Below are 13444 nucleotides of genomic sequence, written 5' to 3'. Positions count from 1 at the left end.
GCATGGACCTCGGCACAGTCGCCATCTGGGGCCTGGCGTTCGCGCTCACGCTCGTGCTGGCCGCATGGTGCACGCCGCGCGCGTGGTGGCGCCGTCCCAATGTGCGGGCCGCGGCCGTGCTGGCCGGCGGGACGCTCGCCCTGGGTCTGCCGTGTTCGAGAATGCTGCCGTCCGCGTCCGCGCCCGCGCCGGTCCAGGCGGCGGTGGCGGCCGTCGGACCGGCGGCCGGCGCGCGCTATCGCGTCGTCGACGATTTGAACCTGCGCGCAGACCACGGCGTGCGCGCCGCGCGGACGCGGGTGCTGCGGGCCGGCACCGTCGTCAGCGCGACGGGCGCGACGGACGGCGACTGGTGGCGCGTGCGCGCGAAGGTCGACGGCCGCGACGTGGAAGGCTGGGCCAGCAGCCTGTGGCTACGCCGCACCGACGAGGGGCACTGAACCCGCGACGACGAGACGCATCGGGTTGTAGCGCACGGAGGCCTCCTGCATGGGCGCCGTACGTTCGAAACCCAGCGATGCATAGAACGGCACCGCGACGTTCGACGCGTTGACGGTGAAGACGCCGGGGTGCCCCGGCCGCAGCGCCGCCGCCCGCGCGACCTCCCACAACGCCCGCGCGATCCCGCGCCGCTGGTACGCCGCGTCCACGAACAGGTGAAATAGATGCGTACCGCCGCGCACGCCGATGAACCCGGCCAGCACGCCGTCCACGACGGCCGCGTGGTACAGAAAGTCGGCGTCGACGTTGCGGCGCAGGGCCGCCGCGTCGTGCTCGGCGAGAAAGTTTGCTGCGTGTTCGGGCGTCGACTCGTGCAGGATGAAGGTCTCGGCGGCGCGCCGCAGCACGTCGGCGGCGGCAGGGATGTCGGTGGATTCGAACGGGCGGATCAGCACGCGCGGTCATCGATGACGAAAACGACAAGATAGCACGGCCGCCCAGGTTATCGAATCGTCACGTTGGGAAAACCCCGCACCGGCCGGGCAAACGCGCGCAAGTCCGGCCGCCGCGTTGACCCGGCCGTGGCGCGCCCGTAGACTGCGTGGATGACGAAATCCAGCCTCGCCCCCGCCGCGCGGCCCCAAACGGCGACGGCGGCCCCGGCGCGGCGCAGGGTCCCGCTGACGCAACCGCTGCGCCATGCGCGCTACCGCCGCCTGTGGTGCGCCAACCTGGTCTCGAACCTCGGCACGTGGATCCAGACGTTCGCGTCAGCCTGGCTGATCGCGTCCAGCTCGCAATCGGCGTCGATGACGACGCTCGTGCAAACGTCCACGTATATCCCGATCTTCCTGTTCGCGCTGTTCGCCGGCGTCGTCGCGGATGCCGTGCACCGGCCCAAATTCCTGTTCTTCTGCAACCTGTTCATGGCCGGCTGCGCCTGCGCGCTGGCGGCGATCGTCGCCAGCGGCCACGCGCCGCATGCCGCCGTGCTGGCGGTGCTGTTCTGCCTCGGCTGCGGCTCCGCGTTCATGTGGCCCGCGTGGCAGGCGGCGATCTCCGGGCTCGTCGAGCCGGACGAAGTGGAGGCGGCGGCGACGCTCAACAACCTGTCGTACAACACGGCCGCGATCCTCGGCCCGGCGCTGGGCGGCGTGCTGTTCAAATGGATCGGCCCCGGGCCGCTGTTCCTCGTGAACGCCGTCTCGTTCGTCGGCCTGCTCGCGATCTACCGCGCGTGGTGGCGCGAAGGCGCATCGCAACCCAAGTCGTGCGCGGGCTACGGCGCGCGCCTGCGCGAAGGCCTGTACATGGCGTTCGGCTGCCCGCGCTACCGCCGCATCCTGCGCAATGTGGCGAGCGTGTTCTTCGCCACCATCGCGTTCGCGGGCCTCTTGCCCGTGTTCGTGCGCGACGTGCTGCGCATGGACGCCAGCGTGTTCGGCACGCTGATGGGCAGCCTGGGCGGCGGCGCCGTCATCGCCGCGTTCTGCCTGCCCGCGGTCCGCGCCCGCGTCGACAAGACGAGCATCCTCGCGGGCGCGCTCGTCGTGTACGGTGCGATGCTGGCCACGATGCCCTTCCTGCACTCGCTGGCCCTGCTCGTTCCGCTGATCCTGTGCGGCGGCATGGCCTGGTCGGCCGTCGTGTCGACGTTGAATGCGACGGCGCAGCTGTCGTTCCCGGCCGAGGTGAGGGCGCGCACGCTGGCCATCTACCTCGTCGTGATGGCTGGCGGCTATACGGCCGGCAGCCTGTTCTGGGGCCGCGTCGCGGATGCGTGGGGCGTGCGCTTCGCGTTGACGGCGGCCGGCGCATGCGTGCTCGTGAACGCGGCCGTGTTACTCACGGGTGGACGGAAAAACCCCATCTAATCGAAGCTTGGCGTTATGGCATTTCCGGTTACAGTATGAAGATGCCGATATCGCCCCTTGAAGCCCGGATTGCCGGACTCCGTTTTACCGCCCTCGACGTCGCCGCCTGCTCGCGCCTGGGCGCCGGACCGCGCCTGCGCGCGGAAAACCAGGACAATCTGCTGCTGATCGACGAGGACGGCAACGCCGCGTGGCTGCAGGACCAGGCCGTGCAACGCCGCCGCCTGGGCGGCTGGCGTCCCGGCCACGCGCGCCTCGCCGTGCTGGACGGCATGGGCGGCCATGGCCACGGACGGGAAGCGGCGGAAGCCGTCGTCGCGGGCCTGCTCGCGCTGCCGCCCTGCGCCACCGCCGCCGAGCTGGCGCGCCGCCTGGACGCCTTGCACGGCGACCTGCAGCGCCATTTCGCCGACGCGCCGGGCGCGCGCCCCGGCACGACGTTGACGCTGCTGGAACTGCGCGCGGGCGAACCTCCCCTGCTGTACCACGTGGGCGATTCGCGGTTGTACGAAATCACGCCCGAGGGGGCGACGCCGCTGACGGTCGACCACGTCCCCGCCACCGCCTATGCGATGGCCGGCCTGCTGGGCGAGGCGGAATGGTGGCGGCAGGTGCACGGCGAGCACCGGCCCCAGGTGGCGCAGGCGTTCCTGCTCGGGAATGCGTTCGCCGATCCGTCCCGGCTGAACGACCCGTTGTTCGAATTGTCGCCGCTGAACCTGCCGGCGTGGCTGTGCCGCCTGGCCGACCGCCGCCCCGTCGCGCTGCGCGCCGGCTGCTCGTACCTGCTGGCGACGGACGGTCTGTGGTCGTGCTCGGACCCGGCCGGCTGGGTGGGCCAGTGGCCGCAGCTGCTGGCGGGCGGCGCGGATGCCGCGACGATGCTGCACGCGCTGCTGGCCGCGTACGATGCGCATCCGGCCGCGTTCTTTTATCCGGACAACGTCAGCGCGATCCTGCTGCGCGTCCCCGACGACGGCCGGACGCGCGACGAGACCGCGCTGCCCGGTGCGTGACCGTTGTTAATGATGCTTTTGGAAAAAAGCCTTGCTCAACAATGAATACCGCGCGCTGCGCTCGGCTACAATCGCGTAAGCTGAGGCCCGAGAACCCGCCCGCAATCACCCTGCCGAACCGATAACCGCCCATGAAGCGTTGCAGCAGTCCCGATCACCCGCATTGCACGGTCTGGGTCGCCCCCGGCGAGCCCGTGTGTGCGCACGGGCACCGGCAAGCCGCCGGGTCCGTCGACCTGCTGGGCTCCAGCTTCGACATGGTGAAACACGTGCGCGCCGAGGGGGCGCCGGCGCCCATCCGTCCGGGCCCGGTCCCGAATCAGCGTCCGCACCTGCACGTGAGCGGCTTCGACCCGCGCGCGGCCGGCGGCCGCCAGGCCATCAAGCTGGAATTGCGCGGCATGCCGGACGACGTACCCGCACAGTTGACCCTGTTGCTGGAATCGAAACTGCTGCCGGGCACGAGCGGCCGCCAGCAATTCAACCGCACCCTGCGCGGCGACTGGCGCCCCGTGTTCGTGGAATTCTCGTCGCGCGGCCACGAACACGGCCAGTACCGCATCGACCTGGAAATCCATGCGCGCCCCTCCGATCGTCCGGACAGGGCCCGCACGTGGGTGGCGACGCTCGTGCTGCTCGTGCCCCGGCCGGACGCGTCGCTGGGCGAGATCCACCAGACCTTCCTGGCCACGCATAAAAACGTGCGCATCAGCGCCGACGATGCCGGCATCGCCCGCGTGCACGGCCTGGCCGGCGGCGGCGCGATGGACATCGACATCCAGGCGCGCAACGCCTCCATCGCGCAACTGAACCTCGACGCGAACGCCGGCGGCAAGGTGGCCGTCGCGCTGCCGACGATCGCCTGGGACGAAGACCTGATCGAAATCGACATGCCGGCGGAACGGGCCGCGCACCCCTGCCCGGCCAGCAGCGCGTGCCTGGTGTACGCGGAGCCGGATGCGGGCGCGCAACGCCACGTGCGCCTGTTCGCGCTGGACGAGTGCGCGCTGGGCCGTCATGAATCGCCGGGTGGCGAGGCCGATCTCCTGCTCGAACACTACGGCGCGCACGGCCCCGAACCGGACGGCCTCACGCGCCGCCTGTCCGCGCGCCACGCCGTCGTCCGTCCGGCGCGCGGCGGATTCGAGATCGAGGACGTGTCGCGCTACGGCCTGCTGCTGGACGGGGTCTGGCCCGGCAAGCACGCACGCGTGCCGCTGCGGCTCGGCATGCGCATCGAACTGACGGCCAGCATCCGCGGCGTCGTGACCTTCGTCGTCACCGCGCTGCACGCACACGCGCTGACCTTGCACCGCGTGGACGCCGGCGGCGGCGCCGAGTGCTTCGTGTTGTGCGCACCTGGCGTCGAACCGCAAGCGCACGGCGGCGGCGCCCTGCCGCGCGCGGCCGGTATGCCGGTGCTGTTCCACCGCGACGGCGGCTTCTGGCACCTCGACCCCGCTACCCGCCTGGAAACGGCGCTGAGTCCCGCCACCATGCTGGAGCGGCTCGCCCGCTTCACGGGCCGCGTGCGCTTCGCGTGCAGTGCGCGTCCGGAAGACCAGGCCGAACGCAGCCCGGCGGGCGATCGCCGGCGCGCGGCGGCCCGCCTTCTCGACGCCTGAATGCGCCCGTCAGCCGGGTCGCAGGACCAGGAAGATCAACGCCGCCCCTGTCAGCAGGACCGCCTCGAGCGACAGCACGATGAAGGGGATCTGGATGTCTTTGGGAATGCGCATGGCAACCTCCTCGGTTCCAAAGACGCGGACGGCACCGCCGGCCTCGCCCGCGTGCCGGTCCATTATGTCACTGCCGTGAAGTTGCTGCTCCGTATCGTGCCGGGCCGTTACATCAGGTCGCGCACGACGCGGAAACCGACGATGTCGTTCGACAGGGCGGCCGAAAACCCGTTGCGCAGCGCACAGCGCAGGTAGCGCGGGTTGTACAGCCAGGAACCGCCGCGCAGGATGCGGCGCGCCTGGTCGCCGCCCTCTTCCCACGCGCTGCCGTCCAGCGGCGCGCCGTCGTAATTGTCGTGGACGACGTCCTGCACCCATTCCCACACGTTGCCGTGCATGTCGAACAGGCCCCAGGGATTGGCGGCGAACACGCCCACGGGCGTCGTGCCGCGCCGATAGACGCCGCGCGGGCTGCCGTTATACGTGAAATTCCCGTCGTAATTGGCCTGGTCGGTCGTGATCGTATCGCCGAACGAGAACGCCGTCTTCGTCCCCGCGCGGCACGCGTATTCCCACTCGGCTTCGCTGGGCAGGCGGTACGACTTGCCCGTCGTCTCGGAGAGCCAGCGCACGTAGCGGATCGCGTCGAACCAGTTCACGCCGACGACGGGATGGCGGTCCGTCTGCGCGAAGCCGGGCGCGTCCCAGTCGGTTTCCCCGGAGGAGCGCCAACCCGTCGCCGCGACGAACATGCGCCATTCGCCGACCGTCACCGGATAACGGCCCATCGCGATCGGCTTGTCGATGCCGACCCAGTGCTGCGGCAGTTCACGCGCCAGCCAGGCCGGCTGCGAACCGGACGCCATCGCGATCTTGCGCTCGTGCTCCGGAGAGCCCATCTGGAACCGGCCCGTCGGCAGCAGCACGAGTTCCGGGCCCCTGCTGTCACCGCCTTCGAAACGGTCGCGCAGAACGCCTTCGGTATCGGCCACCGGACTCGCGGGCGTGGGCAGCAGTTGTTCGAGCATCGCCTGGGCGCGCGCCGCTTCTTCCAGGCGGGCGCGCTTCTGCTCGGCGAGATAAATGGCGGCCGCCTTGGCCTGCGCGAGCTTGCGCTGCGTCTCCTCGCGTTCGGCTCTGGCCTTTTCCGCTTCCGCCGCGCGCCTCTCCAGCAGTTGCCGGCGCAGCGCTTCCTTGCGCACGGCCCGCGCCTGTTCGGCCGCCGCCTTCGCCGCCCGCTCCTGTTCGCGGCGCTGGCGCTCCAGCTGGGCCTTGGCTGCCGCATCGAGCCGGGCTCGCGCTTCCGCCAGCTTGCGCGCGGCGGCGTCGCGCGCGGCCTGTTCGGCGCGTTCAGCGTCCGCGCGCGCACGCAGTTCATCCGGACTGGGCCCCGCGGCCGCACGCAGGCGCGCGACCAGGTCGGACACGCCGGCAGGCCGCACCGCCGGCTCGCGCGCGAAGCCGGATTTCAGTACGCGCCACTGGCCGTCGTTCAAGCCTTGCGGCCGCGCGGGATCGGCACCCGCGGGCAGCGCGCCCGCCAGCATCCGGTACAGCATCACGGCCACGGCATACACGTCGAGCCCGCGCTCCGGCACACCACCGGCGGCGCTGGCCTCCGGCGCGCGATAGCCCGCCGTGCCCGAACTGGCGGGCGCCTCCAGGGACGGGCCGCCGGCCCGCGCTCGTGCCGCGATGCCGAAATCGAGCAGCTTGACGTCGCCACCGCGCGCCAGGAACACGTTGGCCGGCTTGATGTCGCGATGGACGAGGTGGTGCCGTTCCCACGCGTAGTCGAGCGCATCGGCCAGCGGCGCGAGGATGCCCAGCGCGCGGTCGAGACCGAGCCGGCCTTCGCGCGCCAGCAAGGCGTCGAGATCCTCGCCGTCGAGACACTCCATGATGATGAAATAGCTGTCCGTGGCCGGGTCCTGCGCCCAGTCGTAGACGCGCACGATATTCTGGTGCGCCAGCTGGCGCGCGCGTGCCGCTTCCTCGATCAGCAGCTTCGCGTGCAACGCGTTTTCCGTCAGGCGCGGCGGCAGGATCTTCAACGCCACCTGGGCGCTGTGGCCGAGTTCCGCGTGCGTCGCGAGATCGGTCGCCTGCCACACCTCGCCCATGCCGCCCTGCGCGATCAGGTGCTCCAGCCGGTAACGGCGGTGCGCCGGGCCCACTTCCTGCGTGGCCATCAGGCCGATCTCGGTGCCGGCGCGGGCCGGCGCGTCGGCGTACGCGGGGGCGTCGGCGGGATAGGCCGCGTCCAGGATCGCGTTCTTGCGGCTGTCGAATTCCTGGCGGCTCAGCAGGCCGTCTTCGTGCAGCGCGCGCAGTTCGCGCAGCTTGTCGATGGCCGTCTGCATCATCCCCGCGCCGGCAGCGGCGCGCCGCAACTGCCGCAGAAGCGGTCGCCGGCCTGGGCGCCCGCATGGCGGCACGCCGGGCCGGACGCCAGCGCGGCCGCGCCCGCGATCAGGCCCGCGCCCAACTGCGCCTGCGCGGCCAGCGCCGCCTTGTTCACGTCGTTCTGCATGGCGAGCAGGTCCAGCTGGTGGCGGCGCTCGCGCGCCAGGTCGTCGTCGCGCCGTTCGCGTTCGCGCGCGACGTGTTCCTCGGCGAGGCGCAGCGCTTCCTGCGGCGACATCGACGTCAGCGCGGCCAGTTGCTCCGCGCTCATGCCGGCCTGCGTGCGCGCCTTCAGCACGTCGGCCAGCAGCGCCGCGTTCGGGCCGGCGGCCAGCGCCACCTTGGCGATATCGTCGACCGCGCCCATCGTCTCCATGCGGCGCAGCTCGTGCGCACGCTCGGCGGCCAACGCGTCGGCCTGCAGCGCGGCGCGCGCCTGTTCGCCATCCAGCGCGACCTGCTGCAGCGCCGCGTCGGCCGCGATCGTGCGCAGCAGCTTCTCGTGCTGGGCCAGCGTGTCGGCCTGGTTACCGTCGCGGCGCAGCGCCTCCACGCGCTGGCGCACGGCTTCGGCGTCGACCGATTCGGACCGCTCCGCCGCGCGCAGACGCGCCGCGTTGGCCAGTTGCAGCGCTTGCAGGCGGCCCGCGTGTTCCTCGGCCTCGATCTCGCGGGCACGCCGTGCCGCGTCTTCCTCGGCCGCATGCAGCCGCGCCAGTTCGGCGCGCTGGCGGGCCGCGTCCTCGATGCCGCGCGCCTGCTCGATCTTGTTGCGGATCTGCTGTTGCAACAGCTGGTGCGTGAAGCGCTGGGCCGCGACCGTGCGTTCCTGCGCCGCGTCCTGGCGCGCCAGCGCCACTTCCTCGCGCATGCGCACGGCCGCCAGTTCGCGCAGGTGCGCCCATTCGCTTTCCGCGTCCGCACGCGCGCCACGCTTCTGCGCCAGTTCATGTTCGAGTTCCGCGACGAGGTCTTGCGCGCCCCGCTCGATGGCCTGCTTGCGGGAGCGGGCCTCGACGATGCGGCCATACAGCTCGATCTCGCGCACGCGGATCGCCTGCGCGCGCTCGGCGTTCTGCAGCGTCATCTCGGCGCGCTCGAGGCTCGCGCCCTGGCGCAGTTCGGCGCGGCGGTGCGCCAGGCGTGCCTGGCTTTCCTCGCGCGCGATGCGGCGCCACTCGTCCGCCGTGTACAACTCGTCGAGCTGGCGCGCATGCTCGACTTTCACGCGCTGCTCGTCCACCGCGAGCCACAGGCTGCCGATGCGGGCGCGGTTGGCGTCGAAGCGGTCGTGGCGCAGCGCCAGCGTGTCCACGCGCACGATCGCAAGGCCATAATCCGCCAGCAGCGAGGCGAGGCCGCCCTGCAGGTGCTGGTCGAGTTCCGGACGCAATTCGCGCCGCTGCTTACCATCCTCCGCCATCTCGCGCAGCGAACGCGCCGCGACGAATTCGCCCGCCAGCTGGCGCACGGGCTGCATCAGCAATTCCCGCAGGTGATCGCTTTTCACCGTGCCCGGCATCGTCATGAAGTGGCGCGCGAACGCGGGCACGTTCTCGATGCGCACGGACAGCGCCAGCCGCGCCGACACCTCCAGGTGTTCCGCGCTGCAGAGGCCATCCAGCTCGAAGTCGACGGGCAGCGCGCCGCTGCGCGTGACGAGGATCTCGGCATGCTGGTCGCGCAGCAGGTGGTTCAGGCGCGTGAAGAAGCCTTCGATCTCGTACTCGCCCTGCGGCACTTCCGTCGCGGTCTCGCCTTGCAGGATATAGGCGCGCGCCGTGGCGGGCACGCGCAGCGTCTTGACGAACACGCCGGACAGCGCGCGCACGCCGAAGAACACGGCCAGTTCGTCCGGGCCGGGGACCCAGCGGTTCTCGACCAGCACGGGCGCATGGCGCGGCGTGCCGAGCATCAGGCCGCAGGCGCCGCAATAACCGTCGGCCGCGCCATGCGCCTGCGCGCAGCGCGGGCATTTGGCGCCGCCTAGTCCGAACATCCGCAACATCATCCACTCCTTTCCACTGCCGCCACGCGGACAGCCTACCTCAAATGATCCCGATCCGCTCTACGCACGTCACGCTCGCGCCGCGCGCGCGGACGTCGTCCACGAACCCGTCCGGCAAGGCATCGCGCCACGCGTGCGGCAGCACGATCCGGTCGCCCGGCCCCGCCTCGCGCAGCAGCAGCGCGCACTTGGGCAGAAGGCCGTCGACCGTGCCGACGCGCCCCGCATGCCACGCGTCCGAGCAGCCGGTGGCAAGCAGCCGCGCGCGCGGCAGGAATTCGCGGCCCCGTGCGATGCGGTCAGCCAGCACGAGCGCCAGTTCGTACGAGCGTCCCGCGAACGGCTCCCCGCCGAACCGCACCGTCGTGCGCCAGCGCCCGAGGCCCCGGCCGTCGAAATGGCGGGCGCCGGCTAGCGCCTGGCGCACGGCCAGCTGGCGGGCCGCGTCGGCACCCGGCACGGCGATCGTCTGTTCCTCGTCCACCTGCTGCGCGCCAGGGGCCAGCGGATGGACGCTCACTTCGACCCAGCCGAGCGCGTCGGCCGCGCCGCCGCTATGCAGCGGAAACCAGGCGCGGCTGCTCGACACGCGCGCACCGGGATCCGGATGGCCGTCCAGCTGGCCCAGATGCGCGAGGCCGTCCGGGCCGCCCAGCAGCGCGTCCGGCGAAGCATCGCCCACGTCGTGGCCGTCCACGCGTCCCAGCTGCCACGCGTCGGACCAGCCGTTGGCGACCACGTCGCCGCGCCCGTACCACACGCCGCGCACGATGCGGTCGGCCAGCACGAAGGCCAGTTCGGCGTCGCGCCCGGCGGGCGTTTTGTCGGCGCTGAGCACGACCTGGTCGCGGCTGTCGATCTTCGCTTCCGTGTGGCGCGCGAGGCGCACCACCTGCTGCATGCGCTCCGCGCGCTGCGGGTCGCCCGGCACGACGCACTTGACGTCCGCGCGGCCCGCGCGTTCGCGGCGCGTGGCGGTGACCGTCAGCAGCGTACCGTCGGGCAGGCGGCTGCGGCAGACGGCTTGCGTCGGTGCGTTCATGCCGCCTCCTGCGCTTCGCGGACGGCGCGCCGGCCGGCGCATTCCGCCTCGAGATTGGCGACGATGCGTTCGGCCTCGTCGTACAGCGCGGCCAGGCGCGCATTTCCCCCTTCCTTGTCCGCCCCGTCGAGACGGGCCAGTAAAGCCCACGCCTCGTCCAGCGCGACGGTCGCACGCAGGCTGTGGCGCATGCGGCGCAGCTGTTCGTCGATGGCGAGCGGCTGGCCCGGCGCGGCCAGCACGAGCGCGGGCATGGTCGTGATCTCGACCGACAACCGGTCCAGGCGCTGCAACAACGCCTGCTGCTGGCGGAACAGGTCTTGCCCGGACGGCAGCGCGCCGAGGCGCAGGCCGCACATCACGCAAGGCAGTTCCAGGAACATGCGGCGCAGCGCCTTCGCATCGGCCAGCGCCGGTTCCACGCGTTCCGGCACGGCGGCCGGGACGGCGGCGACGGCGCCGCCCGCCGCGCGCGCCGCCAGTTGCGCCGCGTAGTCCACGCCTTCGAGTTCGACGGGCACGCAATCGTCCACGGTCAGCCCGAAGCGGAGGTATACAAGCCGGTTCAGGCCCAGGCGGAACGCGTTCCACTCGTCGATGTCCGCGCACGGCGGCAGGTCGAGCGCGCCCTGCTCCAGCGCGCTGCGCACCGCGCCTTCCACCGAGGCGCCCAACGCCGCCAGGTCCAGGCGGCCGTCCGCCTCCGCCGCGAGGTACAGGTCGAAGCGCTTGCCCGCCGGCGCCGGGTCGGCCGGGTCGATGGCGAAGGTCGTCCGCAGGCCGATCTCGGGCGCCTGCGCGAACGGGACGACGTCGACCGTGTACGGTCCAGGGTGGAACGCCCACGCCAGTTCGCCGGGGCGCAGCTCGACTTTCCTGCCGCTTTGGGTCGTGGCGCGGCGCGGCCGGCCGTCCGCGTCGACGATCACGACGGGGCAGCCCGGCGGCACGCCGCAGCTGGGCTGCAACGGCACCGCGACGGCCGTGTGTCCGAGGCTGCACGCATCGACGGCGGGCGCGGCGCGCTTGAAGAATGGGATCATAACGGGTCCGCCTCCAGCGGTTCGACAATGAATTTCGCGCCATGCGCCTGCAGATGGTCGCCTGGCGCGGCGGCGAACGGCCAGGTGGCCTCGCATTCACCGTCCGCGTCGAGCCGGCCGGCCAGGATCGTGCCGCCCGCGCCGTCACGCACGCGCAGCGGCGCGCGCGCGGCCAGCAGCGCCTGCGCGAACGGGGCCTGCGGCGCGAGCTGCAGGACGGCGCGCCAGCCACCGTCCGCAGCGACGAAGTGCAAGGTCCACCAGTCGTCTTCCGTGACGACGGCGTCGAGCGTGCCGCTGCTCGCCGCGCGCAGCACGCCGCGGCTGCCGCGCCACGATCCGGATGCGCAGTTGTCCGCCCTTGCGCGGCGGGCCAGCGCCAGATGGCGCAGCCGGCGCGCCGTCAGCGGCGACGCCTGCAGCGCGGCCCGTTCGCCCGCCGTCAACGGCCGGGTGCCGTCCAGCGCGGCGGCCAGCGTGGCATCGTCCAGCATCAAGCGGTCGCCCGGCTTGCGGCGCCCCAGCAGCAGGGCTTCCCGCAGCCGGCGGGAGGTCGTGTCGTCGCTATGCATCGCTTCCTCGCTCAATATCAAAGGCCGCGCCCAGGCGGGCGATGGCCGCGTCGCGCCGCTTGCGCAGCGTCGGCAGCGAGACCTCGGCCAGCGCCGCCAGCTGCTGCATCGTCGGCAGCGCGCCGGTGGCCGGGTCGCGCCAGGCGTCGGGATAGGCGTCGTCGTCGGGCCCCAGCAGCCGCGCGTACACGGCGAGGCGCACCGGCAGCCCGTCCGCCGCCAGCACGCGCGCCACCTTGCCGTCGAGCGTCTCGGCCGCTCCCGCTTCCCTGGCATAGCCGGGGGCAGTGAAACGCTCAGCGCCAGCGTTTCCAGGCGCGCATCCAGCGTGTCGTCCGGCGGTGCCGGTTCCGGTTCCGGTTCCGGTTCGGGTCCCGCCAGGTCGAGCGCGTCCTCGCACGCTTCCAGTATCCGGTCCGGGCCGGGCGTCGCCGCGTCCTCGGATTCCTGCAGCACACGCCAGTAATCTTCCACCCAGACCGAGGCGTCGTCCAGGTCCCGCAGCCAATCCTCGTCGCGGTTTGCCGACAGCTGTTCGTAATCGCCGATCTCGCGCAACATCGCGGCGATCTTGTCCGGGCTCGTTTTCAGGCTGGCGAAGCGCTTGGAACGCGTGTGCAGCGGCCCGGGCCCGCCGCCGAACGCTTCCAGCGACTCGCTCCAGCGCAGGATCCACTCGGGCCGGCAATCGGCGATGGTGCGCAGCTGGCGCGCTTCGATGGGCGCGGTGGCGTCGGGAATGTCGCGGCCGAGGATGGCGCCGACCTGCTCCCGGTGCGCGCGCCAGTCGGCGAACAGGCGCGCCACGTCGTGGTAGGCGGTGTCCAGCATGCGGTAGGCGTACATGCGGTTCGGGCTGCACGGGCGGCCGCAGGCGGCCTGGTAGTTGTCGGCGTCGACGCGGTCGCGCAGCACGGCGAACATGTCGTTCACCTTCTTGCGCAACAGCGCGTCGCCCGGGGGCGCGTCGGCCAGCGCGGCGCGGAAGGCGTCCCAGTCGGCCGGACGGGCGCGCAGTTCGACGACGAGGGCCACGGCCAGTTCATAGACCGTCTCGCCATAACCGTTGCCGGCCGCCCGCGCGCGGGCGCCGTGGCGCTGGGCCAGCAGCCCGGCTGCCATGCGTTCGACGTAGTCGTCCAGCATGTCCGGGCGCGCGGGATCGAGGCCGCGCAGCGCGGCGAGCGAGCACTGTCCCAGCAACTTGCGCACTTCCTCCCAGCCCGGTTCCTGGTACCGGGTTCCCGGCAAACGCATAAATCCTCTTCGATGGTTCGGTCCACGATGGCAGGACCCAAGGGCACTCGACAACCGTCGCGAGCGGCCGCAATGCCGTTCGAGAAGCGCAACTGTACGCGTCGTA

At 72.0% G+C, this 13444-nt stretch carries 10 protein-coding genes; 4 read left to right on the top strand and 6 right to left on the bottom strand.

The genetic code is table 11. The features are described from left to right. The first annotated feature begins 2 nt into the window (after positions 1-2). Positions 3-440, top strand: coding sequence for an SH3 domain-containing protein (locus BVG12_RS32405; RefSeq protein WP_075796000.1), 438 nt, complete (start codon positions 3-5; stop codon positions 438-440). Here the strand turns inward: BVG12_RS32405 and BVG12_RS32400 are convergent. Next, a complete protein-coding gene (locus BVG12_RS32400) occupies positions 414-896 on the bottom strand; it encodes a GNAT family N-acetyltransferase (RefSeq protein ID WP_075795999.1) in 483 nt (160 codons plus the stop codon). The two genes, BVG12_RS32405 and BVG12_RS32400, sit on opposite strands and share 27 nt — an antisense overlap. A 150-nt stretch (positions 897-1046) precedes the next feature. Here BVG12_RS32400 and BVG12_RS32395 point away from each other — a divergent pair, with 150 nt between their 5' ends. From BVG12_RS32395 to BVG12_RS32385, 3 genes are all read left to right on the top strand, one after another. After that, positions 1047-2315 carry an MFS transporter gene (locus BVG12_RS32395; protein WP_075795998.1) on the top strand — a complete coding sequence of 423 codons (1269 nt, stop codon included), beginning with the start codon at positions 1047-1049 and terminating at the stop codon, positions 2313-2315. Positions 2316-2350: 35 nt separating this feature from the next. After that, positions 2351-3331 carry a PP2C family protein-serine/threonine phosphatase gene (locus tag BVG12_RS32390; protein WP_229503775.1) on the top strand — a complete coding sequence of 327 codons (981 nt, stop codon included), beginning with the start codon at positions 2351-2353 and terminating at the stop codon, positions 3329-3331. 131 nt (positions 3332-3462) lie between these two features. Continuing rightward, entirely contained in the window at positions 3463-4956 is a 1494-nt protein-coding gene (locus tag BVG12_RS32385; protein WP_075795997.1) for an FHA domain-containing protein, read from the top strand. 221 nt (positions 4957-5177) lie between these two features. On the opposite strand, the gene BVG12_RS32380 is transcribed toward BVG12_RS32385, so the two are convergent. Genes BVG12_RS32380 through BVG12_RS32355 form a run of 5 tightly spaced genes read right to left on the bottom strand, consistent with a single transcriptional unit; the run spans position 5178 to position 13338 of the window. After that, a complete protein-coding gene (locus BVG12_RS32380; protein WP_075796702.1) occupies positions 5178-7376 on the bottom strand; it encodes a bifunctional serine/threonine-protein kinase/formylglycine-generating enzyme family protein in 2199 nt (732 codons plus the stop codon). Continuing rightward, positions 7373-9424 (bottom strand): coiled-coil domain-containing protein, encoded by a 2052-nt coding sequence (locus BVG12_RS32375; protein ID WP_075795996.1) that lies wholly within the window; start codon positions 9422-9424, stop codon positions 7373-7375. Before BVG12_RS32375 ends, BVG12_RS32380 begins: the two co-directional genes overlap by 4 nt. 40 nt (positions 9425-9464) lie before the next feature. Further along, positions 9465-10466: a hypothetical protein gene (locus BVG12_RS32370; RefSeq protein WP_075795995.1), complete on the bottom strand. Its 1002-nt coding sequence runs from the start codon at positions 10464-10466 to the stop codon at positions 9465-9467. Continuing rightward, a complete protein-coding gene (locus tag BVG12_RS32365; protein ID WP_075795994.1) occupies positions 10463-11509 on the bottom strand; it encodes a hypothetical protein in 1047 nt (348 codons plus the stop codon). The genes BVG12_RS32370 and BVG12_RS32365 overlap by 4 nt, the downstream gene beginning before the upstream one ends. Next, complete coding sequence (locus BVG12_RS32355; RefSeq protein WP_229503774.1) at positions 11506-13338, bottom strand: hypothetical protein; 1833 nt, start codon at positions 13336-13338, stop codon at positions 11506-11508. Before BVG12_RS32355 ends, BVG12_RS32365 begins: the two co-directional genes overlap by 4 nt. Positions 13339-13444 lie beyond the last annotated feature (106 nt).

This window comes from Massilia putida (assembly GCF_001941825.1).
Taxonomy (GTDB): Bacteria; Pseudomonadota; Gammaproteobacteria; order Burkholderiales; family Burkholderiaceae_D; genus Telluria; species Telluria putida.
The sequence above is the reverse complement of the archived record's forward strand: the minus strand, read 5'-3'. Positions and strand labels throughout refer to the sequence as shown.

Excerpts from the sequence above, each read along its gene's own strand:
- BVG12_RS32370 (WP_075795995.1), bottom strand. The coding sequence starts at position 10,466 with ATGAACGCACCGACGCAAGCCGTCTGCCGCAGCCGCCTGCCCGACGGT.
- BVG12_RS32365 (WP_075795994.1), bottom strand. The coding sequence starts at position 11,509 with ATGATCCCATTCTTCAAGCGCGCCGCGCCCGCCGTCGATGCGTGCAGC.
- BVG12_RS32405 (WP_075796000.1), top strand. The coding sequence starts at position 3 with ATGGACCTCGGCACAGTCGCCATCTGGGGCCTGGCGTTCGCGCTCACG.
- BVG12_RS32385 (WP_075795997.1), top strand. The coding sequence starts at position 3,463 with ATGAAGCGTTGCAGCAGTCCCGATCACCCGCATTGCACGGTCTGGGTC.
- BVG12_RS32375 (WP_075795996.1), bottom strand. The coding sequence starts at position 9,424 with ATGTTGCGGATGTTCGGACTAGGCGGCGCCAAATGCCCGCGCTGCGCG.
- BVG12_RS32380 (WP_075796702.1), bottom strand. The coding sequence starts at position 7,376 with ATGATGCAGACGGCCATCGACAAGCTGCGCGAACTGCGCGCGCTGCAC.
- BVG12_RS32395 (WP_075795998.1), top strand. The coding sequence starts at position 1,047 with ATGACGAAATCCAGCCTCGCCCCCGCCGCGCGGCCCCAAACGGCGACG.
- BVG12_RS32390 (WP_229503775.1), top strand. The coding sequence starts at position 2,351 with ATGAAGATGCCGATATCGCCCCTTGAAGCCCGGATTGCCGGACTCCGT.
- BVG12_RS32355 (WP_229503774.1), bottom strand. The coding sequence starts at position 13,338 with ATGCGTTTGCCGGGAACCCGGTACCAGGAACCGGGCTGGGAGGAAGTG.